The organism is Mesorhizobium sp. WSM4308, assembly GCF_002294905.1.
In the GTDB taxonomy this organism is placed as follows: domain Bacteria; phylum Pseudomonadota; class Alphaproteobacteria; order Rhizobiales; family Rhizobiaceae; genus Mesorhizobium.
In genome coordinates this window covers 116,020-141,836 of the sequence record NZ_NSFW01000008.1, presented here as the reverse complement: position 1 = coordinate 141,836, position 25,817 = coordinate 116,020, and the positions used below count along the sequence as shown (strand labels likewise).

At 64.2% G+C, this 25,817-nt stretch carries 27 protein-coding genes; 19 read left to right on the top strand and 8 right to left on the bottom strand.

Annotated elements, in window-relative coordinates; genetic code table 11:
• Window positions 1–5 precede the first annotated feature (5 nt).
• The 3 genes from rfaE1 to gmhB are packed head-to-tail and all read left to right on the top strand — an operon-like array spanning window position 6 to window position 2,722.
• Entirely contained in the window at window positions 6–1,496 is a 1,491-nt protein-coding gene (gene rfaE1, locus CK227_RS16550) for a D-glycero-beta-D-manno-heptose-7-phosphate kinase (protein WP_095773596.1), read from the top strand.
• A gap of 7 nt (window positions 1,497–1,503) precedes the next feature.
• Complete coding sequence (locus CK227_RS16545) at window positions 1,504–2,076, top strand: SIS domain-containing protein (protein ID WP_095773597.1); 573 nt, start codon at window positions 1,504–1,506, stop codon at window positions 2,074–2,076.
• Window positions 2,069–2,722 carry a D-glycero-beta-D-manno-heptose 1,7-bisphosphate 7-phosphatase gene (gmhB, locus tag CK227_RS16540; RefSeq protein WP_095773598.1) on the top strand — a complete coding sequence of 218 codons (654 nt, stop codon included), beginning with the start codon at window positions 2,069–2,071 and terminating at the stop codon, window positions 2,720–2,722. Before CK227_RS16545 ends, gmhB begins: the two co-directional genes overlap by 8 nt.
• A gap of 15 nt (window positions 2,723–2,737) precedes the next feature.
• On the opposite strand, the gene CK227_RS16535 is transcribed toward gmhB, so the two are convergent.
• Window positions 2,738–3,532: a glycosyltransferase family 2 protein gene (locus tag CK227_RS16535; protein WP_095773599.1), complete on the bottom strand. Its 795-nt coding sequence runs from the start codon at window positions 3,530–3,532 to the stop codon at window positions 2,738–2,740.
• A gap of 246 nt (window positions 3,533–3,778) precedes the next feature.
• A complete protein-coding gene (locus CK227_RS16530; protein WP_019860544.1) occupies window positions 3,779–4,258 on the bottom strand; it encodes an Lrp/AsnC family transcriptional regulator in 480 nt (159 codons plus the stop codon).
• 247 nt (window positions 4,259–4,505) lie between these two features.
• Here CK227_RS16530 and trxB point away from each other — a divergent pair, with 247 nt between their 5' ends.
• Window positions 4,506–5,480: a thioredoxin-disulfide reductase gene (gene trxB / locus CK227_RS16525; protein WP_032931359.1), complete on the top strand. Its 975-nt coding sequence runs from the start codon at window positions 4,506–4,508 to the stop codon at window positions 5,478–5,480.
• A gap of 90 nt (window positions 5,481–5,570) precedes the next feature.
• Window positions 5,571–6,467, top strand: coding sequence for a LysR family transcriptional regulator (locus CK227_RS16520; RefSeq protein WP_095773600.1), 897 nt, complete (start codon window positions 5,571–5,573; stop codon window positions 6,465–6,467).
• Here the strand turns inward: CK227_RS16520 and CK227_RS16515 are convergent.
• From CK227_RS16515 to CK227_RS37310, 3 genes are all read right to left on the bottom strand, one after another.
• Window positions 6,459–6,998 (bottom strand): isoprenylcysteine carboxylmethyltransferase family protein, encoded by a 540-nt coding sequence (locus CK227_RS16515; RefSeq protein WP_095773601.1) that lies wholly within the window; start codon window positions 6,996–6,998, stop codon window positions 6,459–6,461. The genes CK227_RS16520 and CK227_RS16515 overlap by 9 nt on opposite strands.
• Window positions 6,999–7,728: 730 nt before the next feature.
• Window positions 7,729–9,780: an elongation factor G gene (locus CK227_RS16510; RefSeq protein WP_095773602.1), complete on the bottom strand. Its 2,052-nt coding sequence runs from the start codon at window positions 9,778–9,780 to the stop codon at window positions 7,729–7,731.
• Window positions 9,781–9,979: 199 nt separating this feature from the next.
• Window positions 9,980–10,132 (bottom strand): EAL domain-containing protein, encoded by a 153-nt coding sequence (locus CK227_RS37310; RefSeq protein ID WP_245437788.1) that lies wholly within the window; start codon window positions 10,130–10,132, stop codon window positions 9,980–9,982.
• Between the two features lie 161 nt (window positions 10,133–10,293).
• Between CK227_RS37310 and CK227_RS16500 the strand changes: the two genes are divergently transcribed.
• Window positions 10,294–10,689, top strand: a complete 396-nt coding sequence (locus tag CK227_RS16500; RefSeq protein WP_095773604.1) for a cupin domain-containing protein — start codon at window positions 10,294–10,296, stop codon at window positions 10,687–10,689.
• Window positions 10,690–10,794: 105 nt separating this feature from the next.
• Entirely contained in the window at window positions 10,795–12,312 is a 1,518-nt protein-coding gene (locus CK227_RS16495; protein ID WP_095773605.1) for an MFS transporter, read from the top strand.
• Window positions 12,313–12,381: 69 nt separating this feature from the next.
• On the opposite strand, the gene CK227_RS16490 is transcribed toward CK227_RS16495, so the two are convergent.
• Window positions 12,382–13,584 (bottom strand): pyridoxal phosphate-dependent aminotransferase, encoded by a 1,203-nt coding sequence (locus CK227_RS16490; protein ID WP_095773722.1) that lies wholly within the window; start codon window positions 13,582–13,584, stop codon window positions 12,382–12,384.
• A 220-nt stretch (window positions 13,585–13,804) separates the two neighbouring features.
• Between CK227_RS16490 and CK227_RS16485 the strand changes: the two genes are divergently transcribed.
• The 3 genes from CK227_RS16485 to CK227_RS16475 all read left to right on the top strand — a co-directional run bounded on the left by CK227_RS16485 (window position 13,805) and on the right by CK227_RS16475 (window position 16,443).
• Complete coding sequence (locus CK227_RS16485) at window positions 13,805–14,692, top strand: EAL domain-containing protein (RefSeq protein ID WP_095773606.1); 888 nt, start codon at window positions 13,805–13,807, stop codon at window positions 14,690–14,692.
• On the top strand, window positions 14,689–15,537 hold the full coding sequence (locus CK227_RS16480) for an EAL domain-containing protein (RefSeq protein WP_095773607.1): 849 nt from the start codon (window positions 14,689–14,691) through the stop codon (window positions 15,535–15,537). Before CK227_RS16485 ends, CK227_RS16480 begins: the two co-directional genes overlap by 4 nt.
• A gap of 294 nt (window positions 15,538–15,831) precedes the next feature.
• A complete protein-coding gene (locus tag CK227_RS16475) occupies window positions 15,832–16,443 on the top strand; it encodes a glutathione S-transferase family protein (RefSeq protein ID WP_095773608.1) in 612 nt (203 codons plus the stop codon).
• Between the two features lie 382 nt (window positions 16,444–16,825).
• Here the strand turns inward: CK227_RS16475 and CK227_RS16470 are convergent, their stop codons facing one another.
• Window positions 16,826–17,038: a cold-shock protein gene (locus tag CK227_RS16470; RefSeq protein WP_010910991.1), complete on the bottom strand. Its 213-nt coding sequence runs from the start codon at window positions 17,036–17,038 to the stop codon at window positions 16,826–16,828.
• 273 nt (window positions 17,039–17,311) lie between these two features.
• On the opposite strand from CK227_RS16470, the gene CK227_RS16465 reads away from it, so the two are divergent.
• Complete coding sequence (locus tag CK227_RS16465; protein WP_064989843.1) at window positions 17,312–17,641, top strand: hypothetical protein; 330 nt, start codon at window positions 17,312–17,314, stop codon at window positions 17,639–17,641.
• Window positions 17,642–17,679: 38 nt separating this feature from the next.
• On the opposite strand, the gene CK227_RS16460 is transcribed toward CK227_RS16465, so the two are convergent.
• Window positions 17,680–18,249 (bottom strand): methylated-DNA--[protein]-cysteine S-methyltransferase, encoded by a 570-nt coding sequence (locus CK227_RS16460; protein ID WP_095773609.1) that lies wholly within the window; start codon window positions 18,247–18,249, stop codon window positions 17,680–17,682.
• A 181-nt stretch (window positions 18,250–18,430) separates the two neighbouring features.
• Here CK227_RS16460 and CK227_RS16455 point away from each other — a divergent pair, with 181 nt between their 5' ends.
• The 8 genes from CK227_RS16455 to CK227_RS16420 all read left to right on the top strand — a co-directional run bounded on the left by CK227_RS16455 (window position 18,431) and on the right by CK227_RS16420 (window position 25,704).
• Window positions 18,431–19,375: a lytic transglycosylase domain-containing protein gene (locus CK227_RS16455; RefSeq protein WP_095773610.1), complete on the top strand. Its 945-nt coding sequence runs from the start codon at window positions 18,431–18,433 to the stop codon at window positions 19,373–19,375.
• A 5-nt stretch (window positions 19,376–19,380) separates the two neighbouring features.
• Entirely contained in the window at window positions 19,381–19,869 is a 489-nt protein-coding gene (locus CK227_RS16450) for a GNAT family N-acetyltransferase (protein ID WP_095773611.1), read from the top strand.
• A 189-nt stretch (window positions 19,870–20,058) separates the two neighbouring features.
• A complete protein-coding gene (locus CK227_RS16445) occupies window positions 20,059–21,327 on the top strand; it encodes an ABC transporter substrate-binding protein (protein WP_095773612.1) in 1,269 nt (422 codons plus the stop codon).
• A 29-nt stretch (window positions 21,328–21,356) separates the two neighbouring features.
• The gene (locus CK227_RS16440; protein ID WP_095773613.1) at window positions 21,357–22,271 is read left to right on the top strand and encodes a sugar ABC transporter permease; all 915 of its coding nucleotides are present in this window, start codon (window positions 21,357–21,359) and stop codon (window positions 22,269–22,271) included.
• A 1-nt stretch (window position 22,272) separates the two neighbouring features.
• Window positions 22,273–23,097: a carbohydrate ABC transporter permease gene (locus CK227_RS16435; RefSeq protein ID WP_095773614.1), complete on the top strand. Its 825-nt coding sequence runs from the start codon at window positions 22,273–22,275 to the stop codon at window positions 23,095–23,097.
• Window positions 23,098–23,222: 125 nt separating this feature from the next.
• Window positions 23,223–23,645: a lysozyme inhibitor LprI family protein gene (locus tag CK227_RS16430; RefSeq protein WP_095773615.1), complete on the top strand. Its 423-nt coding sequence runs from the start codon at window positions 23,223–23,225 to the stop codon at window positions 23,643–23,645.
• Window positions 23,646–23,787: 142 nt separating this feature from the next.
• Window positions 23,788–24,531 carry a DUF899 family protein gene (locus tag CK227_RS16425; protein WP_095773723.1) on the top strand — a complete coding sequence of 248 codons (744 nt, stop codon included), beginning with the start codon at window positions 23,788–23,790 and terminating at the stop codon, window positions 24,529–24,531.
• 174 nt (window positions 24,532–24,705) lie between these two features.
• The gene (locus CK227_RS16420) at window positions 24,706–25,704 is read left to right on the top strand and encodes a YihY/virulence factor BrkB family protein (protein ID WP_095773616.1); all 999 of its coding nucleotides are present in this window, start codon (window positions 24,706–24,708) and stop codon (window positions 25,702–25,704) included.
• Window positions 25,705–25,817 lie beyond the last annotated feature (113 nt).

Genomic DNA, 25,817 nt, shown 5'->3' with positions numbered 1-25,817 from the left:
GTGATATGATCAAGCACAATCCGCCTTCTCCCGAACCCTTGCACCGCGCCATTGCCCGCTTTGGCGGCGTCACCGTGCTGGTGGTCGGCGACCTTATCCTCGACCGCTTCGTCAACGGCGTCATCGAGCGGATTTCGCCGGAAGCGCCGATCCCCGTGCTGCATGGGCGCGGCGAGACCTCGGCCATGGGAGGCGCCGGCAATGTCGTGGCCAACATCGTCTCGCTTGGCGCGCGGGCCATTCCGGTTTCGGTGATCGGCACGGACACCGCCGGCGACAGCCTGGTGCGGATGCTCGGCGAGCTTGGCGCCGAGACAGCGGGGCTTTGGCAGCAGCGCGGCCGCATGACGTCGTCGAAGAGCCGCTTCAGCGCGCTCAACCAGCAGGTGCTGCGCTTCGACGAGGAAGAGATCAAGCCGCTGGACGCGACTGAGCGGGCAGGGCTGATCCGGCATTTCCGCGCGGCACTGGCGGGGGCCGACATCGTCATCCTGTCCGATTACGGCAAGGGCATCCTGCTCGACGGCGTCGCCGCCGAACTCATCGCCATCTGCCGCGAGGCGGGCAAGCCGGTGCTGGTCGATCCGAAGGGCCGCGACTATGCGCGCTATGCCGGCGCGACCGCCATCACCCCCAACCGCAAGGAGCTTGGCGAGGCCGTCGGCCACGCCGTGTTCGCCGATGACGAGATCGTGGCTGCCGCACGCGAACTGATTTCGGCGCATGGTTTCGACTTCGTCGTCGCCACGCGCAGTGAAAAGGGCATGAGCGTCGTCGGCCCGGTCGAGGCGCGCCATATCGCCACCCAGGCGCGCGAAGTGTTCGATGTCTCTGGCGCCGGCGACACGGTGATCGCGACGTTCGCGCTGGCGCTCGCATCGGGAGCCGATCCCGTCGCGGCGGCCTCGATCGCCAATGCCGCCGGCGGCGTCGTGGTCGGAAAACGCGGCACCGCGCGGCTGACGGTCGAGGAGCTGACCGGGGCGCTGTTTCGCTCGCACGGACCGACCGCCCACAAGGATGCCATTCTCGATGCCGCATCGGCCGCGCGCATGGTGGCGGCCTGGAAGGAAGAGGGCCTGAGCGTCGGCTTTACCAATGGCTGCTTCGATATTCTGCATGCCGGCCATGTCAGCCTGCTGCACGCGGCGCGCAGCCAGTGCGACCGGCTGGTGCTCGGCCTCAACAGCGATGCTTCGGTGCGGCGGCTGAAAGGGCCGGGCCGTCCTGTCAACGACCAGCACGACCGCGCCTGCGTGCTCGCGGCCCTTGCCTCGGTCGATGCCGTCATTGTCTTCGAGGAAGATACGCCGCTGGCGCTGATCGAGGCGCTGCTGCCCGACATCCTGGTCAAGGGCGCGGACTATACCATCGACACCGTGGTCGGCGCCGAGGTGGTGCAGAAGGCCGGCGGGCGCGTCGTGCTGGTCGATCTCGTCGCCGGCAAGAGCACCACCGGCACCATCGGCAAATTGCGCGCCGGCTCTACAAGCTGAGGTTTTGATGTCTGAACTGAACGACTATCTGGTCCGCTCGGCGGCCGCGATCACGGCGATGGTCAAGCGTGACCTGACCGGCGAGATGGAACGGGCGGCGAGCGCCGTGGTGACGGCACTTTCATCGGGCAAGGCCTTGCTGATCGCCGGCAATGGCGGTTCGGCGAGCGACGCCATCCACATAGCCGGCGAATTGGTCGGCCGCTTCCTGAAGGAGCGCAAGGCCTACAATGTCATCGCGCTGCCGGCCAATGCGGCGGTGCTGACGGCCTGGGGCAATGATTACGGCTTCGACACGGTGTTCTCGCGCCAGGTCGAGGCGCATGGCACGGTCGGAGGCGTGCTTCTGGCGATCTCGACCAGTGGCAATTCGCCGAGCATCCTGGCCGCCGCCGAACAGGCGCGGATGATGGACATGACGGTGATCGGCCTGACCGGCGACACCGGCGGCAAACTCAAGCCGCTGTGCGATATCCTGCTCAACGTGCCCTCGACCTCGACGCCGATCATCCAGCAGGGGCATCTGTGCCTCTACCATCACCTCTGCGAAGTGGTCGAAGCGCGTCTTAGCAATGGCTGACAGGACGGCGCCGCCACATCCGCTGACCGAGCCGGGCGTGTGGGTCGAGCGCATCGGAAACCGGATTTTCCCGCCGCACCTGCCGGCGCTGTTCCTCGACCGCGACGGCACCATCAACGTCGATACCGATTATCCCAGCGACCCGGCCGAGATAGAGCTCAGGCCGCAGATGCTGCCGGCGATCGCAGCCGCCAACCGGGCGGGAATCCCGGTTGTGGTGGTCACCAACCAGTCCGGCATCGCGCGCGGCTATTTCGGCTGGAGCGCCTTTGCGGCGGTGAACGGCCGCGTGCTCGAGCTGTTGGGCGAGGAGGGCGTGTTCGTCGACATGGTGATTGCCTGCGCCTACCACGAGGCCGGCGCCGGACCACTCGCCATCCCCGATCATCCGATGCGCAAGCCCAATCCAGGCATGCTGGTCGATGTGGGCAAACGCCTTGCTCTCGATCTCCAGCGCTCGCTGATCGTCGGCGACAAGCTTGCCGACATGCAGGCGGGAAAGCGCGCCGGTCTGGCACTGGGCTGGCTGGTCGACGGCGAGGCTGCGGTCCAGCCCGGCTTCGCCATTCGGCCCCTGCGGGGCAGCAGCGACCTTGGTGAGTTGCTCGCCGCCGTTGAAGCGCTCGGCCGGGACAACCGTTCCTGATCCCGGCCTGACGGCTCACGCAGGATCGTTGCGTTCCGAGGCTTCGTAGAGCTTTGCCTCGGTGGCGAAGGAATAGATCATCACCGACATCGAGTAGACGAAGCCGTGCCGGCCGCACAGGAAATAGCGCTTGGCCAGGTAGAATTTCAGGAAGTTGCCGAGCGGCGACAGCACCAGCCGCACAAGGCCGGGCTTCTTGCCCTTCTCGACCAGCGTGACGGCCTTGAGGCTGGAATAGGCGTTGGCCCGGGCGAGACCTTCCTCGATCGATATTTCACGGCGATGCAGCAGGACGCCCTCTTCGATCGTGCCGGTCTCGCCCGGCACGTGGAAGGCTTCGTGCACCCGCGCGGTGAGATCGATGGTGGCGCCCTCCCGACGGAAAAGCCGCATCAGCCTGTTGTGCAGCACCCAGCGATGCGCATAGCCATAGCCCTTCAGCCAATCGCGGCGACGGATGTACCAGCCGCGGATCTTGCCATCGGCGGCCTGCGTGATGGCCACGATCGACTGCCGCAACTGGTCGTCGACGCGCTCGTCCGGGTCGATCGAAAGGCACCAGGGCTGGGTCGCGTGGTCGAGCGAGAATTGCCGCTGACGGGGAAAACCCGGCCAGTCATTGTGCAGCAGCGTTATCGGGTAGCCCTTGGCGATATAGCTTTTGACGCATTCGATGGTGCCATCAGTAGAACCGGAATCGACGATGATGATCTCGGAGCAGAAGTCTATGCTTTCCAGGCACGGGCCGATCATGTCGGCCTCGTTCACGCAGATGATAAGCGCCGAGACCGGGCTTGCAAATCGAGTCATGGTCCCCCTCCCATGGCGGGCCGCCCCCAGAGCAACGCTGCTTTCGCCATCTGTACCCAAGCAAATCCGCACGGAAAACCGTTACACACTTTTCCTGGAATCGCTTGAGAAACCAATTAGCGGTCAGCCAAGCGACGAAGTCCGGCAGAGCCGTCCAGCCTTGTACATCAGCGTCTGTCGAATACCAACGCGGCGCCGGTGTGGCGAAGGCCAGGAATTCGCCAGCGCACAGGCGCTCGCCTCGCCTCAGGGGCGTTCGAAGGAAACCAGGCCCTCATCCTTGACCCGGCGTATGGTGAGAGCGGTGCGCACCGTGTCGACATTCGGCGTCGAGGTCAGCTCCTCGATGACGAAGGTCTGGAAGGCGCCGAGGTCGCTTGCCACGCAGTGCAGCAGGAAATCGGATTCGCCCGAGACCATCCAGGCATCGCGCACGATCGGCCAGCCGCGCGTGCGCTCGGCGAAGGTGCGCAGTTCGGCATCGGCCTGGTGATGCAGGCCGACCAGGCAGAAGGCGACGACATCGAGGCCGAGCGCCGGGGCATTGAGCAGCGCGCGGTAGCCGCGGATGATGCCGGCCTCCTCCAGCCGCTTGACCCGGCGCAGGCAGGGCGGGGCCGAAATGCCGACACGGTTCGACAGCTCGACATTGGTCATGCGCCCATCCGCCTGCAGCTCGCGCAGGATCTTCCAGTCGATGGCGTCGAGGTCGGCTTTCAGCGGCATGGCGGTCTCAGCTCGGCGCAAGAATCTTTCGCGATTTTGTAATTAAACGACTTTTGTGTCGGCGCCAGCCCTCATCAACGCGATTTTTGAATGGTAACGAAAGCGGCAATGGCGCGAATAAGCGCTTTGGGCCGAAGCTTTCCGGGGACGACGGCCCGTTCGTCTTGCTGGCGTGGTTGGCAACCCTTACATTGAGCGCGAATTCCACGTCTTTTTCCAAGGCATCGTCCGCCCGCAGAGGTTTTAGATGACCACCAAGCACGCGCCCGTTCTCATCATCGGTTCCGGCCCCGCAGGCTATACGGCGGCGGTCTATGCCGCGCGCGCCATGCTGAAGCCGATGCTGGTCGCCGGCCTGCAGCAAGGCGGCCAGCTGATGATCACCACCGATGTCGAAAACTATCCCGGCTTCGCCGATCCCATCCAGGGACCGTGGCTGATGGAACAGATGCTGAAGCAGGCAGAGCATGTCGGCACCGACATCATCAACGACATCATCACCGAGGTAGACCTCAACGTGCGGCCGTTTCGCGCCAAGGGCGATTCCGGCACCACCTACACCGCCGACGCGCTGATCATCGCAACCGGCGCGCAGGCCAAGTGGCTGGGCATTCCGACCGAGCAGGATTTCATGGGCTTCGGTGTCTCGGCCTGCGCCACCTGTGACGGCTTCTTCTATCGCGGCAAGGATGTCGCGGTGGTCGGCGGCGGCAATTCGGCGGTGGAAGAGGCGCTCTATTTGTCGAACCTCGCCAAGAGCGTCACGGTCATCCATCGGCGCAGCGACTTCCGCGCCGAGCGCATCCTGCGCGAGCGGCTGCTGCAGAAGGACAATGTCCGCGTTATCTGGGACACGGTGGTCGACGAGATCACCGGCCGCCCCGGCAAGGCGCCGCTGCCACCGTCAGTCGAAGGGCTGAAGCTCAAGCATGCGGTGACCGGTGCCGAAACCCACCTCAAGGTCGACGGTGTGTTCGTGGCGATCGGCCATGCGCCGGCGGTCGAGCTGTTTGTCGGCAAGCTGAAGCAGAAGCCGAACGGTTACTTGTGGACGGCGCCGAATTCGACCCGCACCGACGTGCCCGGCGTGTTCGCGGCCGGCGACGTGACCGACGATGTCTACCGCCAGGCGGTGACGGCGGCGGGGCTCGGCTGCATGGCGGCACTCGAAGCGGAAAAGTATCTCGCCGGCATCGAGGTGCACCGCGAAGCAGCCGAATAACGGCCGCTTTAAACTGTTAAAAAAACGGCTTAGAAACGCCGTGTAAAAGCCTGATTTTTCATTCAGACGCCAAACAGAACGAGGGGAATCATGGCGTTGGACTGGGACAAGCTACGCGTGTTTCACGCTGCGGCGGAAGCGGGGTCGTTTACGCACGCGGCCGAGACATTGCACCTGTCGCAATCGGCGATCTCGCGGCAGGTCAGTGCGCTCGAGCACGATGTCGGCGTGCCGCTGTTCAACCGCCATGCGCGCGGCCTGGTGTTGACCGAACAAGGCGAGATGCTGTTTCGCACGGCGCATGACGTGCTGATGAAGCTCGAGACCATCAAGTCGCGCCTGACCGAGACCAAGGACCGGCCCTCCGGCGTGCTTCGCGTCACGACAACGGTTGGCCTCGGCGCCGGCTGGCTGACCGAACGGGTGCAGGAGTTCATCGAGCTTTATCCGGAAGTCAGCCTGCAGCTGATCCTCGCCAATGAGGAGCTCGACCTCACCATGCGCCAGGCCGATTGCGCCATCCGGCTGCGCCAGCCCCAGCAGCCGGACCTGATCCAGCGCCGCCTGTTCACCGTGCATTTCCACCTCTATGCGGCACCCTCCTATGTCGCCAAGCATGGCAAGCCAGCCTCGGTCGCGGAGCTCAGAAACCATCGCATCGTCACCTTCGGCCTGCCGGTGCCGTCGCATCTGTCGGAGTTGAACTGGCTGGAGACGGTCGGCGATTTTGAGGGCGGCCAACGTGTGCCGTCGCTGCAGATCAACGACATCTTGTCGATCAAGCGCGCCGTGCAGGGCGGCGCAGGCATCGCCATGCTGCCCGATTATGTGATCAACAAGGACTCCGGCTTGGTGCAGCTTTTGCCGGAAACCGAGGTGCCGTCTTTCGACACCTATTTCGCCTATCCCGACGCGATGAAGAACCAGGCCAAGCTGCACGTGTTCCGCGATTTCATTATCGCCAAAGCGCGCAGTTGGTCATTCTAGCCCTAGCGGACGATCGGCAGCACTGGTGATCTGTTCGCCCCGCCAGGGCGTCAGGCGCGGCAGCCAGCCGGGGACGTTGCGTCGATAGGTTTCATAGTCGGCGCCGTAGCGGCGGGCGAGCGTCGGCTCCTCGTAGAATTTGACGAAGGAGCTCATGACAACAGCGCCGATGACGGCATAGCCGACAAGCGTCCAGCTCGAGAACAGCAGCGCCTGGCCGAGGATGATCGACAGCACGGCGACATACATGGGGTTGCGGACATGGCGGTAGATGCCGCCGATCACGAGCTTCTCCGTCGGCGCGACCGGGGCCGGCGTGCCCAGCCCCTCGAGCGCGAAGCTGGCGAAAGCATGCAGCAGAACAGCAGCCGCGGCGACGATGAGGACGCCGCCGGCAGGAACAAAGCCCGGCATGGTGGACCACGGCAGGCGATAATGATCGCTGAGCAGCCAGGGAACCAGCCCGGCGACCACGCCGGGTGCCGCGATGAAGAAGGCCGTGCTGCCGGCGATCGCCGAAAACGTCCGCATTGGCTGCTTTCTCTCCGATTGCCTCAGAAATGGACGTCTGCTGCCTGCTTCGACATCATTGCGTAATTTTGGTGGTTTGGGGCGAAAACCGGTCGCGATTCACGCTTCTGTAGTGACGATTGCGTGGTTGAGCGCCCCATTTTTGACGATTCTGCTGGTCCTATTGGCTCGTGGAATGGGTTGGACCACAGCCTATGTCTTTTTGCATGCGTGTGTTGCAAAATAGATGCTTGTTTCTTGGGCATGTTGAGCACATATATAGATCATCTCCTGGGCGCGTTCTCCTCCCATTAGCGCCCTCGAGTGTTCCCCTCTGGAGGTTAGCCTTAACAGGCACTTCCAATCAAACTCAGCCGGATCTTCACTGATCCGGCTTTTTTGTTGCCCGGACCCTGCCGGGATGGCTGGGAATTCCACGAGAATTGCCGCGTAACAGTGTCATGTAACCTCTGGTAACATGACAACGATGCCTTCCGCTGCTATGAAGAGGCTAGGACGCGGTGTGGTTCGGACGGGAGATGGGGGCATCACTCGTACGGCCCGGGCTCAGGCGGCTACCGCGTCCGAACCCTTTTCCGCCGAAAGCGGCGACTGTGCATGCGGCGGGCCTGCCGTTTCCCCTCCCGAGAAAACGGTCCGCAAACAAAACGACGTCCGGCTCCCCGGGCGTCGTTTTTGGTATTTATCCCCTCGAACAAGGGTTCGAGGGGATGGTGTGTCGAAATCAGGATCAGGCGGCCTTGCCGTTGGTATTCATCGCTTCGTCGGCGAGACGGCCGGTGAGTTCGGCCATATGGTCGAAGACGGCGCGATAGCTGGCGACGCCCGCGGTCGCCGAGCGCAGTTCGATGATCAGGTCGCCGATCTCGGCCTGCGGCATGGTCGCCTCGACGACGTCCCATCCCGGCCATCCCGGCCGCGCGTCATAGCCGAGGATCTGGCCGCGCCGCTGCGGGATCAGCGCGATGATCTTCGACGTCGCGTCGGACGGCGTGACGATCTCGACCTTCATCACCGGCTCGAGCAGCACCGGCGAGCAGGCGGCCATGCCTTCCTTCATCGCGAGCTTCGCTGCCATCTGGAAGGCCATGTCGGAGGAATCCACCGCATGGTAGGAGCCGTCCGACAGGTTGACGGCGACGTCGACGACGGGGAAGCCGAGCGGGCCGTTCTTCAGGTAGTCGCGTATGCCTGTCTCGACCGACTGGATGTAGGTCTTCGGCACGACGCCGCCGGTGATGGTGTCGGTGAACTGGAAGCCTGAGCCGCGCGGCAGCGGCTTGATCTCGATCACCACATCGCCGAACTGGCCATGGCCGCCCGACTGCTTCTTGTGGCGGCCGCGCTGCTGCGCCGATTTGCGGATCGTCTCGCGGTAGGGCACCGCGGGCGCGTGGCCTTCGACGGGGATCTGGTTCTTGCCCTCCAGCCGCTCGCGCACGACGCGCAGATGCATTTCGCCATGGCCCGACAGCACCGTCTCGGCCGAGTCCTGGTTGTGGCGCAGGCTGAGCGAGGGATCTTCCTCGGCCAGCCGCTGGATGGCGGCCGACATCTTGACCTCGTCCTTGCGTTCCTTCGGCCGCAGCGCGAAGGCGAAGACCGGCTGCGGCGGCTCGAACGTGAACAGCTGTTTGGTGCCGCCCTTGGCCGAGGTCAGCGTCTGGCCGGTCTTGACCTCGTCCAGCTTGCCCAGCGCCACCGTGTCGCCGGCCTTGGCGGCGGTGAGCTTGAACTGATCCTTGCCGAGCATCTTGTAGATGCCGGAAACCTTGGCGGTGTCGCCGCCGGGCAGCCACAGCTCGGAGCCGTCGGCGACCTGGCCGGACAGGATGCGCGACACCGACAGCTTGCCGCCATGCGGCGTGTGGATGGTCTTCATCACCTGGACCACGGTGGCCCCGCCGTCCGAGGCACCAAGCCGCTTGCGGGTCGCCTCGATGTCGGGTGCGTCGTGGCGGATCGCCTTCAAGAGGCGCAGCACCCCATTGCCCTTTTCGGCGGTGCCGATCAGCACCGGCGTCACCACGCCTTCGCGCAGGTCGGCGGCGAGGTCGTCGAAGATCGCGTCCTTCGGCGGTTCTATCTCCTCGAGCAACTGTTCCATCAGCTGGTCGTCGTGGTCGGCCAGGGTCTCGAGCATGGAGAAGCGCGCCTCCAATTCGCGCGCCTTGTCGTCGCCCGGTATCTGAGCCACCTCGCTTTCGGCATATTCGCGGTAGATGTAGGCGCGCTCCAGCGCCAGATCGATCGAGCCGATGACGACGCCGTCCTTGCGCAGCGGAATCTGGCGCAGCAACAGCGGCACCGAGCTTGCCGGCTGCAGCATCTTCAGCGTGTCGCGTACGCCTGAAATCGCCTTGTCGACCTTGTTGAGGAACAGGATCCGCGGCACGCCGAGATCGTCGAGCTTGCGGATGATGAGCTGCAGGGCAGGGATCTTCTTTTCGTCGGCCTCGGCAACGACCACCGCGAGGTCGCAGGCGGCCAGCACCGGCTCGGCCTCGAAGGAGAATTCGATCGAGCCGGGACAATCGACGAAGGTGATCTGCTCGCCCATGAATTCGGTGGTGGCGATCGTCGCCTCGACGCTCATGGCGTGGGCGCGCGCCTCCGGCGAATGATCCGAGACGGTGCTGCCTGATGAAACCGGATTTTGTCGGGGGATGGCGCCCGTGCGGGCCAATATAGCTTCGAGAAGTGTCGTCTTACCGCTTGCAAAGGGACCGACTATGGCAATGCATTTCGGTCCCGTGCGTCGTCCTCCGGCGCGAGTACCCATGGCTGACCTCCACTCAGGCGTTTCCCTAGGGACCGACTGCTAGCATGGTTCAGGCGTGGTCAGTCGGTCCTGAGCGGCGGCCGGCCTGTTCGACCGTCGCGGGCGGGGTTCTTTTCCTGTTGCCACCTGCCCTGAAGCATCGTCCCACTTGTTTGCCGGCAGGGCAAGGAAAATAGAAATCCGCTGCCGTGTGGTGGTCTCAGGCGCTCAGCGCCAGGGGTTCGGCATCGATGGCGCGAAAGGGCGCCTTGTCGCGCGGCGCCGGCCTGCCAAAGAAGTAGCCCTGGAAACGGTTGCAGCCGGCGGCCTTGGCCAGCGCGAACTCTTCCTGCGTCTCCACGCCTTCCGCCACGATGGTGAAAGGTTCATGGTTAAGGAGAGAAAACCGCTTCTTCCGCCAGGCAGCCGAAACAGCCGGTTGCGCCTCGGGCGATATCGGCCGACAATGCGTTTGCCTCGACGAGCAGCGGCGTTTGCGGCCGGTCGCTTCACCACCAGTTTCAGGATCAGACGATGAAGATCATTGCTTGCGGCAGCGTGTCGACCATCATAGCGCCGGAAAAATACTTCACCGGCCGGGTTCTGCAGACGCCGATCATCGAGGCGGAGGCGCCGGCGCGACTGAGGGCGACACTGGTCAGCTTCGAACCGGGGGCGCGCACCCACTGGCACACACATCGGCTCGGTCAGACGCTCTACGTCACCTCGGGCGCCGGGCTTGCCCAGACATGGGGCGGGCCGGTCCAGGAGATCAGGGCAGGCGACGTGATCTGGTTCGCGCCCGACGAAAAGCACTGGCATGGCGCCGGGCCGAAGACGGCGATGACGCATATCGCCATGCAGGAAGCGCGCGACGGCGTCCATGCCGATTGGCTGGAAGCGGTTTCCGGCGAGCAATATGGCAGCTGAGTCCTGGCCATCCGCGGACGGCAGGCCTATTCGGGCCGCACCATCCTGAGGAACAGAGCGGAAAGGTTTGCAGCGAGCTCTGCACGTTTCATGTTGGGATGGACCATGCCGAAGAATCGCCTGCCGCTCGTCGCCGCCGTCTATCTCGGCACGTTTGTCGCTTTGCTCGACGTCAGCATCGTCAATGTCGCGCTGCCGACCATCCAGCAGGCGCTGCACACCGATTTCGGCGGCATGCAATGGGTGGTCGATGCCTACACGCTGTGCCTGTCGGCCTTCATGCTGTCGTCGGGGCTGATCGGCGACCGCTATGGCCGCAAGCGCTCATGGCTGGCCGGCGTCGGCATCTTCGTTGCCGGTTCGCTGATCTGTGCCGTCGCGCCCAATTTGCCGGCGCTGCTCGCCGGCCGGGTGGTGCAAGGCATCGCCGGCTCGCTGCTCATTCCAGGCGCGTTGTCGATCCTGACGCAGGCCTTCGCCGATCCGCGCCAGCGGGCCGGCGTCATCGGCGGCTGGGCCTCGTTCGCCGCGGTTTCTCTGGTCGTCGGCCCGGTGCTTGGCGGCATTCTGGTGCAGACGGTCGGCTGGCAGAGCATCTTCCTGATCAATTTGCCGCTCGGCCTTTTCACCATCGCGCTGGGCGCTGTGTCGATCGAGGAGACGGCGCATCCCGAACATGCCCATCTCGACCTTGTCGGCCTGGCGCTCTCGATCCTGTGGCTCGGCGCGCTGACCTTCGGCCTGATCTCGGCCGGCGAGAGCGGCTGGGGCGACGCCTGGACCATCACGGCCATCCTTGCCGGCGTCGTCGGCCTGGTGGTCTTCCTTGGCTTCGAGGCGCGCACGCCACGGCCCATGCTGCCGCTTGGCCTGTTCCGCGACGTGCGCTTTGCCGTCGCCAACGTCGCCTCGTTCGCGCTCGGCTTCACCTCCTACAGCTGCGTCTTCTTCTTCTCGATGTTCCTGCAGCAGGTGCAGGGCTGGTCGCCGACGCAGACCGGCCTGCGCATGGCGCCGGCCTTTCTTATCCAGATCGTCGTGTCGCCCTGGATCGGCCGGCTGAGCGCCCGCTATGGGCATTCGCTCTTGATGACGGCGGGCTACGTGCTGATCGGGCTTTCGATGCTCGGCATGTGCTGGGCCGGGCCGTCGACGCCATACGCGCTGCTCTGCGCCCTGTTCATCATCAACGGTCTCGGCAACTCGCTGGCGATACCGACCGGCAGTGCCGCCGCCATGTCCTACGCGCCGCGCGAGCGCTCCGGCATGGTGTCGTCCGTCATCAACGCCACCCGCCAGGGCGGGCTGGCCATCGGCATCGCGCTGCTAGGCGCGCTGATGAGCATGCGGGCGACGAGCCTCTTGACCGGATATCTCGGTGACGCCGGTGTCGGCAATGCCGAAGCGGTGGCGCGTGCCGCCATATCACGGCATGATTTCGCGACCGACGCGGCAATCGGCGAGGATGGCGTGCATCGGCTGTTCGCCACCGCCTATGCCGGCGGCTTCCACGCCGCAATGCTGACGGCGGCGATTGCCGCGTTCCTCACCGCCGCTCTGCTGATCATGGTCCTGGCGCCGGCCGAGGCGCGTTCGGCCAGGCAAGCAAAGCAGCAGGCGTAAGGTGCCTGGCCGCCAACAACAACCCGGCGATGATGGCGCCGGGTTTCTTTTGTCGTCAGATCGATCCGATCAGGTCAGCGATGCCGTGAAGCGCTGGATGCGCGTGCAGGCTTCCTCCAGCAGTGCATCCGAGGTCGCATAGGAGATGCGGAAGTTGGGGCCGAGGCCGAAGGCCGAGCCGAACACCACCGCCACGCCTTCCGCCTCGAGCAGTTCCGAGCAGAAGGCCTCGTCCGTGTCGATCACCTTGCCGGCCTTGGTCTTCTTGCCGATCAGCTGGGCGCAGGAAGGATAGACATAGAAGGCGCCTTCCGGCGACGGGCACGTGATGCCGCGCGCCTGGTTGAGCATCGAGACGACGAGGTCGCGCCGCCCTTGGAAGATCGCCTTGTTCCTGGCGATGAAGTCCTGCGGGCCGTTGAGCGCCTCGACGGAAGCCCATTGCGCGATGGTGCAGGCGCCCGAGGTCTGCTGGCCCTGGATCATGTCCATCGCCTTGATCAGTTGGACCGGACCGGCGGCATAGCCGATGCGCCAGCCAGTCATGGCATAGGCTTTCGACACGCCGTTCATGGTCAGCGTGCGCTCATAGAGCTTCGGCTCGACCTCGGCGATGGTCTTGAAGACGAAGTCGCCATAGGTCAGGTGCTCGTACATGTCGTCGGTCAGCGTCCAGACATGCGGATGCTTCAACAGCACGTCGGCCAGCGCGCGCAGTTCGGCTTGCGTGTAGGCCGCGCCCGACGGGTTGGACGGCGAGTTCATCAGCAGCCATTTGGTCTTCGGGGTGATCGCCTTTTCCAGCACTTCGGGCGTCAGCTTGAAACCATTCTCGATCGAGGTGTCGGCGAACACCGACGTGCCGCCGCAGATCGCCACCATTTCGGGGTAGCTGACCCAGTAGGGGCGGGGGATGATGACCTCGTCGCCGGGGTTCAACGTCGCCATGAAGGCGTTGAACAGGATCTGCTTGCCGCCGGTGCCGACAATGGTCTGCTCGGGCTTGTAGTCGAGATTGTTCTCGCGCTTGAATTTTTTTGCGATCGCCTCGCGCAGCGGCACGATGCCCGAAACCGGCGGGTACTTGGTCTCGCCACGGCGGATGGCTTCGATCGCCGCATTCTTGATGTTGTCGGGCGTGTCGAAATCCGGTTCGCCGGCGCCGAGGCCGATAATGTCACGGCCGGCATTTTTCAGCTCGCGCGCTTTCTGCGTCACCGCGATGGTGGCGGAAGGCTTTACGCGGGAAAGGGTGTCGGCAAGAAAGGCCATGACCAGATATCTCTCCTTGAGAAGATCGGCGCGGCCAGGAGCGGCCGCGGCGCTTCTCATGTCGCATGATTCCGCTCAGTGCAAGCTTTGTCGGCTGATCCAGACCTCAAGGAGCCGTGATTGCCACCTGTGAGCGGCAACAAAAAATTCATTAACGGGCGGTAAGGGCTTGAGTGGCAGGATCGCAATCCATTCCGCCATTTCGCGGAGCGAGGGACCCTTGTCACGCAGCGTCGGGCTTGCCCATATCATCCGTCATGATGACGGCACCTCGTCAGGTGTCTGGGGCATCTACACGCTGCAGAGCGCCTTCCAGCCGATCTTCGCCTTCAACCAGGGCAAGCTGTCGATTGCCGCCTTCGAAGGGCTGATCCGGCCGTTTCGCGACGGCGAGCCGCAATCGCCGATGGCCTTCTTCTCGACCTGTCCGGCCGCCGACCGCCTGCATGTCGAAGCGCTGACCAGGACGTTGCATCTGCTCAATGCCGGCGCCTGCCTGCCGCAGGAGGCGTCGATCTTCATCAATTTCGACCCGTCGGTGTTCACCGAGCGGTCGATTGCCGACAATGCCCTGCGCGAAATGCGGCTGGTGCTGCACGAGGCCGGCATCGATCCGGGCCGCGTCGTGTGCGAAGTAACCGAGCAGAGGTCGGCTTCGCAGGAGGTCCTGCACAGCTTCGTCGCGGCGTTGCGGGGCAACGGGTTTCGCATCGCCGTCGATGACTATGGCGCAGACGATTCCGATATCAACCGCATCAAGGAATTGCGGCCCGACATCGTCAAGTTCGACGCCACCTGGATCACGCAGCTGATGGAGTCCGGCGCCGGCTTCGCGCTGTTGACGACGATGGTCAAAAGCTTCGAGGAACAAGGCATCCGCACGGTGTTCGAGGGCATCGAGGAAAGGTGGCAGCTGGAACTCGCCGAGAAATCCGGCGCTTCCATGGTCCAGGGTTTCGTGCTTGCGCGGCCGGAACTGGCGCCGACGAGTTTCCGTGTTTTCGGAAAAACTCCGGACCCGGTTGCGGCCGCAAGCGATGCGTCCACCGCCGTCGCCCCACGTGCAGCGCGGCCGGCAAAAGCCTTCGGGCGCAGGGTCGCGCCATGAGGATCGAGCGGCGGCGCAATGTCGGCAAAGCGATCTTCGTCGACGAGATAGGCATCGAATACGGCGTCCACGGCGAGTTCCGCCTGCGCAGTGCCTACCAGCCGATCTTCGCGCCGCTTGGGCGATCGCTGCACGCGGTGGCGGTCGAGGGCCTGATCGAGCCGCACCGCGCCGGCAGGGCAGGGTCGGCGCGGGCGTTCTTCGAAAGCGTTGCCCCGGCGGACCGGCTGTTTGTCGAGACCATGTGCCGGGTGCTGCATCTCAGGAACTTCCACAATATCGGCGTCGACGGGCTCGATCTGTTCTTCAACTACAATCCGATGGTCAACGACCATTCCGGGCGGGCGCTGGCCGAGATCCGGCTGATGAGCCGGCATCTCGGCGAGCTCGGCCTCGCCCCTAGCATGCTGGTCTGCGAGATCACCGAACAGGCGGCGGACGACGCGCTTCTGGCGCGGCTGGTGCGGGAGATGCGGCGCGACGGCATCCGCATCGCCATCGACGATTTCGGCACCGGCCATTCGACCGAAGAGCGGGTGAGCCTGCTTCAGCCCGACATCGTCAAGATCGATGGCGGCTGGTTCGCGCAGTTCTGCCGCCATGCCGCCGCCGAACGCTTCTTCCGCCCGCTGGTCTCCAGCCTGCATGACCGTGGCGCCAGGGTGCTGGTCGAAGGCATCGAGCAGCCCGTCCACCTGCGCGTCGCGCTCGACGGCGGCGTCGACCTGCTGCAGGGTTATCTCCTCGCCCGTCCGGCGCTGGCCGGCACCATCTTCAACGAAGAGCCGCTATCAGTCGATGCTCTGCTGGGCAGGGAGAACAATGTCGTGCCGCTGTTCGGCTAAGCGACTTCGGCGACTGGCGAAAGCGGTGCCACAGCGTCCTTCTCCCCGCTCTACGGGGAGAAGATGGCGGCAGCCAGATGAGGGGCGGCGCCAGCCTTCGTTGTTATCGGCTGTATGATCATTCCTCTTGAAACGTCAGCGCCGCCCCTCATCGCCCTGCCGGGCACTTCTCCCCGTTAACGGGGAGACGGATGCTCTCATCAGCGCCGCTGATTGTCCCACCAAAACAAATCATTGGTTGAAGGCACGGCGGCTGCGATAATCGCCTGGTCAAGGCAGCTCCGGGGACCCTCCATGATACTCTACAGCATGATCGACAGCGGCAATTGCTACAAGCCGCGCCTGCTGATGGCCAAGCTTGGCCTGGCCTTCACCACGATCGAGGTGAGTTCGCATACTGGCGACACGCGGAAAGCCGATTTCGTCGCCAAGAACCCGAACGCCATGGTGCCGCTGCTCGAACTCGACGACGGCCGCCGGCTGGCCGAATCCAACGCCATCCTGCTCTATCTCGGCGAAGGCACGCGCTTCCTGCCGGCGGACAAGTATGAGCGTGGGCTCGCCTATCAATGGCTGTTCTTCGAGCAATACAGCCACGAGCCCTATATCGCCGTGCGCAAGGCGCTGCTGACCTTCCCCGAACGCGCCAGGGATGCGACGCCCGAGCGGTTGGCGATGACGCTGGAGCGCGGCCACAAGGCGCTCGGCGTGATGAATAGATATCTGGAGAACAACGCTTTCTTCGCCGGAAACGCCTTCAGCGTCGCCGACATCGCGCTCTACGCCTACACGCACACGGCCGAGCAAGGCGGGTTCCAGCTCGACGCTTATCCGGCTGTCATGGCCTGGCTTGGCCGTGTCGAGGCGGATCCGGGGCACGTGCCGATCGAGTGGGTTGGGTATTAGAGCGTCCTTCTCCCCGTTTACGGGGAGAAGTGCCCGGCAGGGCGATGAGGGGCAGCGCTGACGTTCCAAAAACTGCCTCTCGCCGACCCAAGCGCATTTATGAAGGACCGCTGGCGCCGCCCCTCATCTGGCTGCCGCCATCTTCTCCCCGTAAACGGGGAGAAGGACGCTCGCTGAACCCCAGACAAACAAAAAGGCGGGATAAATCCCGCCTTCCCATGCTTGGTAGCCTGATCGGGAGCGTCCGGTCCGGGCTGGCAGCTATCTGCTGTTCCAGCTTGTCGGGTCTTTCCGCTCCGGGCGCGCTTCTCGCGCGACCGTCAGTACATCCGTGACTTGCCGCGCGCCCCGGGCTCTCGCCCGGCGCGCGCCATTCGCAAAATCAGGCTGCCTTGCTCAGAGATCCAGCGGACGACTTGCCAGTGCGGCGGTCCTGCTCGATCTCGAAGTTGATCTTCTGGCCTTCGACCAGGGTCGACAGTCCAGCGCGCTCGACAGCGGAGATGTGGACGAAAACGTCCGCGCCGCCCGCGTCAGGCTGGATGAAGCCGAAGCCCTTGGTGGCGTTGAACCACTTGACCGTTCCAGTTGCCATAAAAATAGTCCTTGCATTTGCTTTGGTTTGACCGGACCGAAGTCCAGCCGGTGTGCATCGAGATTTTGGAGATAGACGTCAGCAAACGCGAAGATCGCGAGGCCCGGATCGATCGGCCGAAATATCAATGGGGCTGATATAGGCTGCTTTCGTTCCAAAAACAAGACTGCGTGAGAAAGCCGTGATTGAGAACTGCCCAACCGCCGCCCCAATCTGGTGAAACCGTGGTGGCAGATCGCGCTGTCAGTGGGCGGCGGATCAGGGGAGGAGACCATGAAAACCATAGTGCTTGCCGCCTGTCTGACGCTGGTGGCCGCCGAGGCGCAGGCCATCTCGCGCTATGACCCGACGCATATGAGCTGCGGCAAGGTGCAGTCGACGATCGCCAGGCAAGGCGCGGTCATCCTGCGCTACCAGTCGAAGCGGGTGCCGGGGCTGCCGCTCTATGACCGCTATGTGCAGAGCCAGCAATTCTGCACAATGGGCGAGGTGAGGACGCGCGCCTATGTGCCGAGCGCTGACACCAAGTCCTGCCCGGTCTACAACTGCAAGCGGCCGGACAATGACCGGCATTTCCGCCGGCGATTTTTCCACAACAATTAGGGGCAGCGCCAATTAGGGGCAGCGTCCGCGCCGGCGGTTCAGAACCCGAAGGATACCTGCGCCGGTGGGGGCGGGCCGACGCGCACGCCTTCCATGGCCAGCATCTTTTCCTTGGTGACGGAGCCGCCCGGCGCCGAGAAGCCGCCAATCTTGCCGCCTGCCGCCAGGATGCGGTGGCAGGGGATCACCAGCGGCACGGGGTTGGCGCCAAGGGCGGCACCGGTTTCGCGCGGCAGGCCGGCATGGCCGGCGCGCTTGGCGAGTTCGCCATAAGTGGTTGTCTCGCCATAGCTGAGCTTGCGTGCCGCGTCGTAGATGGCCAGGCGGAAATCGTCGACGCCGTCGAGATCGACCGGGACATCGGAGAAATCGACGTCCTCGCCGGCGGCGTATGCCTTGATCGAGGCAATGAGCTCGACCACCCATGACGGCTGGGCCGTCGAGGCGGAAACGCCGCCATGGCGCATCAGCCGCCGCTCCACTGATTCACGGCTGCGTTCGGGCAGGCAGAGCCGGATCAGGCCCTTTTTGCTCCAGGCGATGCCCATGAAACCGATCACTGTTTCTAACACTGCGTGGCCGGCTGTGATCGACGGTGTCGTTTCCATGATGCGCTCCTTTCCGCAAAACGGCGAAATCCGGGATTCCCGCCGGTACATATCAGGAACAATATGGCATCACCGCCCGCGTCTCGCCACCCGAAAACCACCAGATGGCCCCGATTGCTACCCTGGAATCGCTAGTGTAAGGGATTTCTTAACATCCCGACGAACCGGACCCGAGCGCGGCTTGCCAGCAAAACAAACCTTTATCGCGATCGGCGTGATCGTGGCGGCAGCCGGCATGAGTGGCTGCACCTCGACTTCGCAGATGAAAGCCGCGCCGTCCCTGACCGAAACCGCGACCGTTGCCGGCAGCGATGCCGGCTTCACCATACCGCTGCCGGAGACGGTTTCCGTGCTGCCGCAATCCTCCGGTATCGCCCCCGTCCAGACCGCCGAATTGACGCCTGGCGCAGCGACCCCGCCGGCGCTTGATCCAGCCGCCCAGCCGGCCGCGACGACCGCCGCCTTTGCCGGCCCGACGCCGGCCGCACCCGCCGTACCCGCTGTCATGACCGCCAACGCCTGGCAGGCGCCGCCGCCGGCCAAGGCGGGCCAGCCCGTCAAGGCGGCTCAGGCGGTTCAGACCTACACCACCGCCGGGCTCATCGTGCCGGCGGTCGCCGGCAGCGGCCAGAAACTGCCAGCGGTGCAGCAGATTGCCTATGTCGTGCCGCAGAACCCGGCTTCCCTGGTGCAGTTTCCCTCCGCGCCGGTTGATCCGGCGCAGGAGGAGCATACCGGCGTGCGCGGCGACGTCGACCGGCTGATCGTCAAATACGCCGCGCTCTACCAGGTGCCGGTCGATCTGGTGCGCCATGTCGTCAACCGCGAGAGCACCTTCAATCCCAAGGCCTACAACAATGGCCATTGGGGGCTGATGCAGATCAAGCACGCGACGGCGCGCGGCATGGGCTATGACGGCCCGGCCAAGGGCCTGTTCGACGCCGAAACCAATCTGAAATACGCGGTGAAGTATCTGCGCGGCGCCTGGCTGGTGGCGGGCGGCAACGCCAAGAAGGCGGATTGGCTCTACCAGACCGGCTATTATTTCGACGCCAAGCGCAGGGGCCTGCTCGAGGCGACCGGCCTCGGTGTCGACCGCAGGCGGCGTCCGCAGCCCGACGCCTGAGCGCGATGCCTGAACCGCGCCCGCCGGCCCTCAACGACATCCGGCTGCGCAAGCTTCTCGACGAGACGCTCGTTGCACCGCACTGGCCGGATGGTTTTGCCATGCGTTGCTTCGAGCCAGGCGACGCGCCGCCTTTGCATGCACTGCTGAGCGAGGTGTTCGACGACGGCGCCGACGGCCCGTTCGACGAATGGTGGCCGCGCATATCGGCCGATCCCGAATTCGACCCGGCGCTGTGCTTCCTCGTCATCGACGCCAAGGGCCGGCTGGCGGCAGCGGCGCTGTGCTGGACAAGGGCTTTCGTCAAGGATCTCGCCGTCCATCCCGAGGCGCGCGGCAAGGGCATCGGCGAGGCGCTGATGTGGCAAGCCTTCGCCACCTTTCGCGGTCGCGGCGCGGCCCATGTCGACCTCAAGACCAACACGGTCGAGAATGCCGCCGCGGTGCGGCTCTACGAGCGGCTGGGGATGATGCCCGTAGCCTGGGAAGGCTAGGTGCGTTCAGGTGATGCCGGCCTGCAAGCGTCGAACCCCTTCACTTCCCATGCTCACCTCGTCAAGGACGCTCCGCTCCGGTTTTGGGAACCCAAAGCGTCGTTCCGCATTCAGGGATTGGGTGGGAATCTGACGAGCTGTTGACGCGCGGAGGTTTCCGTTGCCGGCTCCAAAGGGAGACCCGCCACCGTGAGGCTTTTCCACGCATTTCTGGCGCTTGCGGTTGGTGTTGTGCTTTCGGCCGCTCCGGTGCATGCCGTCGACCTCTCGATCGTGTCGGGAGACACCGGCAACGGCATCAAGGTGCTTCGCGAGATACTCGACCGCTACGAGAAAGAGAGCGGCAACAAGGTTTCCATCGTCGTCCTGCCGCCGTCGACGACCGACCAGTTCGGCCTGTACAGACTGTGGCTTGCAGCCGGCAACAGCGATATCGACGTCTACCAGACCGACGTCATCTGGGCGCCGCAGCTCGCCAGCCAGCTCGTCGACCTGACCGCGGCGGCCAAGGATGTCGTCGGCGCCCATTTCCCGTCGATCATCCAGTCGCAGACCGTCAATGGCAAGCTCGTCGCCTTGCCGATCTTCACCGACGCGCCGGCGCTCTACTATCGCAAGGATCTCCTCGACAAATACGGCGCCAAGGTGCCGGGCACCTGGAAGGAGCTGGCCGACACCGCCAAGCTGGTCATGGACAAGGAACGCGCGGCCGGCAACAAGGACATCTGGGGCTTCGTCTTCCAGGGCAATGCCTATGAGGGGCTGACCTGCAACGCGCTCGAATGGGTGATGTCGAATGGCGGCGGCCAGATCATCGGGCCGGATGGCACCGTCTCAATCAACAACCCGCAAGCGGCGGCCGCGCTCGACATGGCCAAGGGGTGGGTTGGAACCATCTCGCCGCCCGGCGTGCTTGCCTATCAGGAAGAGGAATCGCGCGGCGTCTGGCAGACCGGCAACGCCGTGTTCATGCGCAACTGGCCGTATGCCTATGCGCTTGGCAACAGCGAAGCCTCGCCGATCAAGGGCAAGTTCGACGTGGCGCCTTTGCCGGCCGGCACAGGTGAGGGCGCCCGGCCGGTCGCGACGCTGGGTGGCTGGAACCTTGCGGTCTCCAAATATTCCAAGCACACCGGCGCGGCGATCGAGCTGGCCAAGTTCATCGCCTCGCCAGAAATGCAGAAATTCCGGACGCTCAAGACATCCAACCTGCCGACCATCCAGGCGCTCTACGACGATGCCGACATCGCCAGGCAACAGCCGATCGTGCCGCGTTGGAAACAGATATTCCTCAACGCGGTGCCGCGTCCCTCCGCCACCGTCAAGATCAAATACAACGAAGCATCGAGCCAGTTCTGGACGGCGGTGCACAACACCTTGTCCGGCGAAGGCAGCGCCGCCGACAATCTGGCCGACCTCGAAGCGAGACTGACCAAGCTGAAAGGCAAGGGCTGGTGAGCGTCACGCCTGTGAAGCGATCGCGACTGATGGCGCAGCGCGTGCGCTCGGCATGGCTGTTCGTGGCGCCGATGCTCCTGGTGCTGGCCGCCGTTGCCGGCTGGCCGCTCGCCCGCACCGTCTATTTCAGCTTCACCGACGCCTCGCTGGCGGATCTCGATGCCCGCCGGTTTGTCGGCTTCGACAATTATTTCTCGGTGCTGCGCCTGCCGAGCGGCCGGGTGATCCATGACGGGCTGCTGGTCGACCCGGTGTGGTGGCGCGCCGTCTGGAACACGGTGCGTTTCGCGGTGATTTCGGTGACTTGCGAGACGATCCTCGGCACGATCGTCGCCCTGGTGCTCAACGCCCAGTTCGCCGGCCGCGGCATCGTCAGGGCGGCGATCCTCATCCCGTGGGCGATCCCGACGATCGTTTCGGCCAAGATGTGGCAATGGATGCTCAACGACCAGTTCGGCATCATCAATGTCGTGCTGGTCAACCTTGGCCTGATCAGCGGCAAGATCGCCTGGACGGCCAGCGCCGACACGGCGATGGTGGCCGTCCTCATCGTCGACATCTGGAAGACGACACCGTTCATGGCGCTGCTGATCCTTGCGGCACTGCAGATGCTGCCGGGCGAGATAATCGAGGTCGCCAAGCTCGACGGCGCCAATCCGTGGCAGATCTTCTGGCGGGTGACCCTGCCGCTGATCCGCCCGGCGGTGCTGGTGGCCGTGATCTTCCGCGCGCTCGACGCGCTGCGCATCTTCGACCTGATCTACGTGCTGACGCCCAACAATGTGCACACCAAGTCGATGTCGGTGTTCGCCCGCGAGAACCTGTTCGAGTTCGACAAGTTCGCCTATGGCTCCGCCGCCTCGACCTTGCTTTTCCTGATCCTGGCCCTGCTTTCCATCGCCTATATCCGGATCGGCCGGATCAGCCTGGACGGAGGCCGCTGAGATGCTGATGCTGAAGCGAACGGCCTTCTACCTGCTGGTCGCGGTGATCGCCTTCGTCGCGGTGTTCCCGTTCTACTACGCCGTCGTCACCAGCCTGAAATCGGGAACCGAGCTGTTCCAGGCCGACCTCTGGCCGAAGACGCCAAGCCTCGCCAACTACCGCAACGTGCTGACCGAAGGCAGCTTCGTGCGCAACCTGGTGAATTCGCTGGTCGTCTCGGGCGCGGTCGTCCTGATCTCGCTGCTGCTCGGCGTCACCGCCGCTTACGCGCTGGCGCGCATCCGCTTCCGCGGCCGCTCGGCGCTGCTGCTCGCCATCCTGTCGGTCTCGATGTTCCCGCAGGTGGCGGTGCTGGCCGGGCTGTTCGAACTGGTGCGCATGTTCGGCCTCTACAATTCGCTGTTCGCGCTGATCTTCTCCTACATGATCTTCACCTTGCCGTTCACCGTCTGGGTGCTCACCGCCTTCGTCCGCGACCTGCCGGTCGAGGTCGAGGAGGCGGCGATCCTGGACGGCGCCACGCCATGGATCATCATCACGCGGATCTTCCTGCCGCTGATGTGGCCGGCGCTGGCCACCACTGGGCTCCTGGCCTTTATCGGTGCTTGGAACGAGTTCCTGTTTGCCCTGACCTTCACCTCCAACAATGCGCAGCGGACCGTGCCGGTGGCGATCGCGCTGCTTTCCGGCAACTCGCAGTTCGAGATCCCCTGGGGCAACATCATGGCCGCATCGGTGATCGTCACCGTGCCGCTGGTGGTGCTGGTGCTGATCTTCCAGCGCAAGATCGCCTCCGGCCTCACCGCCGGCGGGGTCAAGGGGTGACACGGTTTCCCCGCGGCAGATCTGGAAAGGAACTGTCCACCAAGACGGCAGGCCGTGTCTTGCCTCCACTCCTTCGGTTGCTAAGGTCCGCCTGCGTGGGGCTTGTTGAAACAGGAGGAAACACGATGCGGTTTCTGCTTTCCAGCCTTGCTACTCTGCTCCTTGCCGCTCCGCTGCTTGCCGTCCCGGCGCGGGCCGCCGCCGACTGCGCCAACGCGCAGGACCAGACGACCATGAACCTATGCGCCAACAAGGATTTCGACGCGGCCGACAAGAAGCTCAACGACGCCTACAAGCAGATCGAGGGCCGGCTGAAGGACAATGCGGCGTCGAAGAAGTTGCTGGTCGACGCGCAGCGCGGCTGGGTCGCCTTCCGCGACGCCGAATGCAAGTTCCAGGGTGGTCCGATCGACCAGGCGGGTACCGTCTATCCGATGGTCGTCACCAATTGCCAGACGGCGCTCACCAACGACCGGCTGAAGGATTTCCAGACCTATCTCAACTGCCCTGAAGGCGAGTTGAACTGCCCGGTGCCGACGGCGCAGTAGCGTTCGTCCATCCTATCGGGAAGATATGCCCCCTCCGGTCGCCGGGCGGCGTGCAAAAATGTCGGGACCGATCGTCGCGAAACGTCCTTGGGTCGCAGAGCAACAGCGCCGGGACGCCGGCGCCGACTTAAGGGAGCCGATCATGATCACCTTTCCCAACGAATCCGCCAGATACCGCACCGCCCGCGAAAAGCTGCTGAAGAAGGAAATCGAGCTGCGCCGCGCCATGGAAGCCGTGGCCGAGGCGCGGCGGGCGCTGCCGCCGGGCGGTCTGATCCGCCAGGACTATGTCTTCGATGCGCTCGACGCCGACGGCAGGCCGGCGAAGACAAAACTGTCGGAGCTGTTCGCGCCGGGCAAGGATACGCTCATCCTCTACCAGATGATGTTTCCGCGCCATCCCCAGGAAACACGCGACGTGGCGACATCTGGCGGCACGGCCAGGCTCGCCCGGCCGGACCAGCCATGTCCATCCTGCACGGCGCTGCTCGACCAGTGGGACGGCGCCGTCGGCCACCTCGAAGCCGCCGGCTTCAACTTTGCCGTGGTGGCCAAGACCGCATTGGAAAACCTGGTCACGCTCGGCCGCGATCGCGGCTGGAAGAACATGCGGCTGGTGTCGTCGGCCGCCAACAGCTTCAAGCGCGACTACAATGCGGAGACGGCCGACGGCGCGCAGATCCCGCTGCTGTCGGTGTTCCACCGCGACGGCGACGGCATCAGGCATTTCTGGTCGTCCGAGCTCGGCTTCGCGCCGCCGGAGCCCGGCCAGGACCCGCGCGCCATCGGCACCTGCGAGATCCTGTGGAACCTGATGGATTTTACCCCGCAAGGCCGGCCGGATTGGCATGAGCAGCTGCAGTATGGGGCGGGGTGTTGTCACTGACATGACAACGTTTCGGCTCAGTCTCCGCGCTTCACCCTGGAATGGCTTTTCGGCAAGTGGTCGCTATCCCACCTGCTCGAGGAGCCAGGCAGGGCTCGTGCCTGCTTCGGCCGGAACATCGGAAGGCCCGCTGCATTGATAGGAGACGGTTTCGACGCCCTTCACGGATTCGAAATGCGACCGACAGTTAGCAGCCTGTGGGACCTGGTGCGGGAAAGCGTGGTTGGCTTTGTCAACGACAATGCCCTTAGCCATGGCGCGGCGATGGCCTTTTATGCCGCCACGTCGCTGGCCCCGGTTCTGATAATTGTCATCGCGATAGCAGGCATTGCGTTTGGGCATGACGCAGCGCAGCTGGCTTTGTCTGCTCAGATTTCCGGGCTGATGGGTTCAGCAAGTGCGGCGCTCCTTCAAACCGCGCTCGAAGGGGCATCCAGCAAATCATCGGGGACCTTGGCGGCCATCATCGGCATGGCCACTTTGCTCGTCACCGCCTCCGCGGTGTTTGGCGAGATGCAGCAGGCCCTGAATGCAATATGGAAGGTTGAAGCGAAAGGGAGTTCGCTGTCGCGGCTCCTGCGCGCCCGTGCGGCAAGTCTTGGCCTGGTCGCCGCCCTCGGCTTTATGTTGCTGGTCTCCTTGGTGGCGAGCGCGGCGATCTCGGCTTTGGGCAGCGTGATCAGCGCTCGATTGCCGTTCGGCGAATTTGTTCTGAGCGCGATCAACACCCTGATATCTTTTTCCCTGATCACCGTGATGTTCGCCGCGATCTACAAGGTCCTGCCGGACCGCGCCTTGGAATGGCGGGATGTCTGGATCGGCGCTGTCGTGACCGCCGCTCTGTTCACATTGGGGAAGTCGCTTATCGGTTGGTATATCGGCACAAGTGCAATCGCTTCGTCGTATGGCGCGGCCGGAGGGCTGCTCGTCATACTGCTCTGGGTCTACTATTCATCACAGATCTTTCTGCTCGGTGCGGAGTTGACCCGCGCCTATTCCGTTCGGCATGGCAGCAGGTCCGATCTGTACGGCCTGGTTCACAATGCTCCCGTTTCAGAAAACCTTGTTTCAATTCGCCGCGGGACCGGCGCTTCGGGCGTCGTCGCGTTGTTGGCGGTGGCGTGCGTGAGCGCAACGATGACGGCCTTCCTGCTGGGGCCTCGCCGCCCGTAGAGGAGCGGACACGCTGCAATCGCGAGGCCGCTTTTCATCCCTTCCCGGACGGGAGAACGGGCGCATCGGCAACCTCACCGCCTCTGCCGCGTTGGGCCTTCGAGGACACCTCT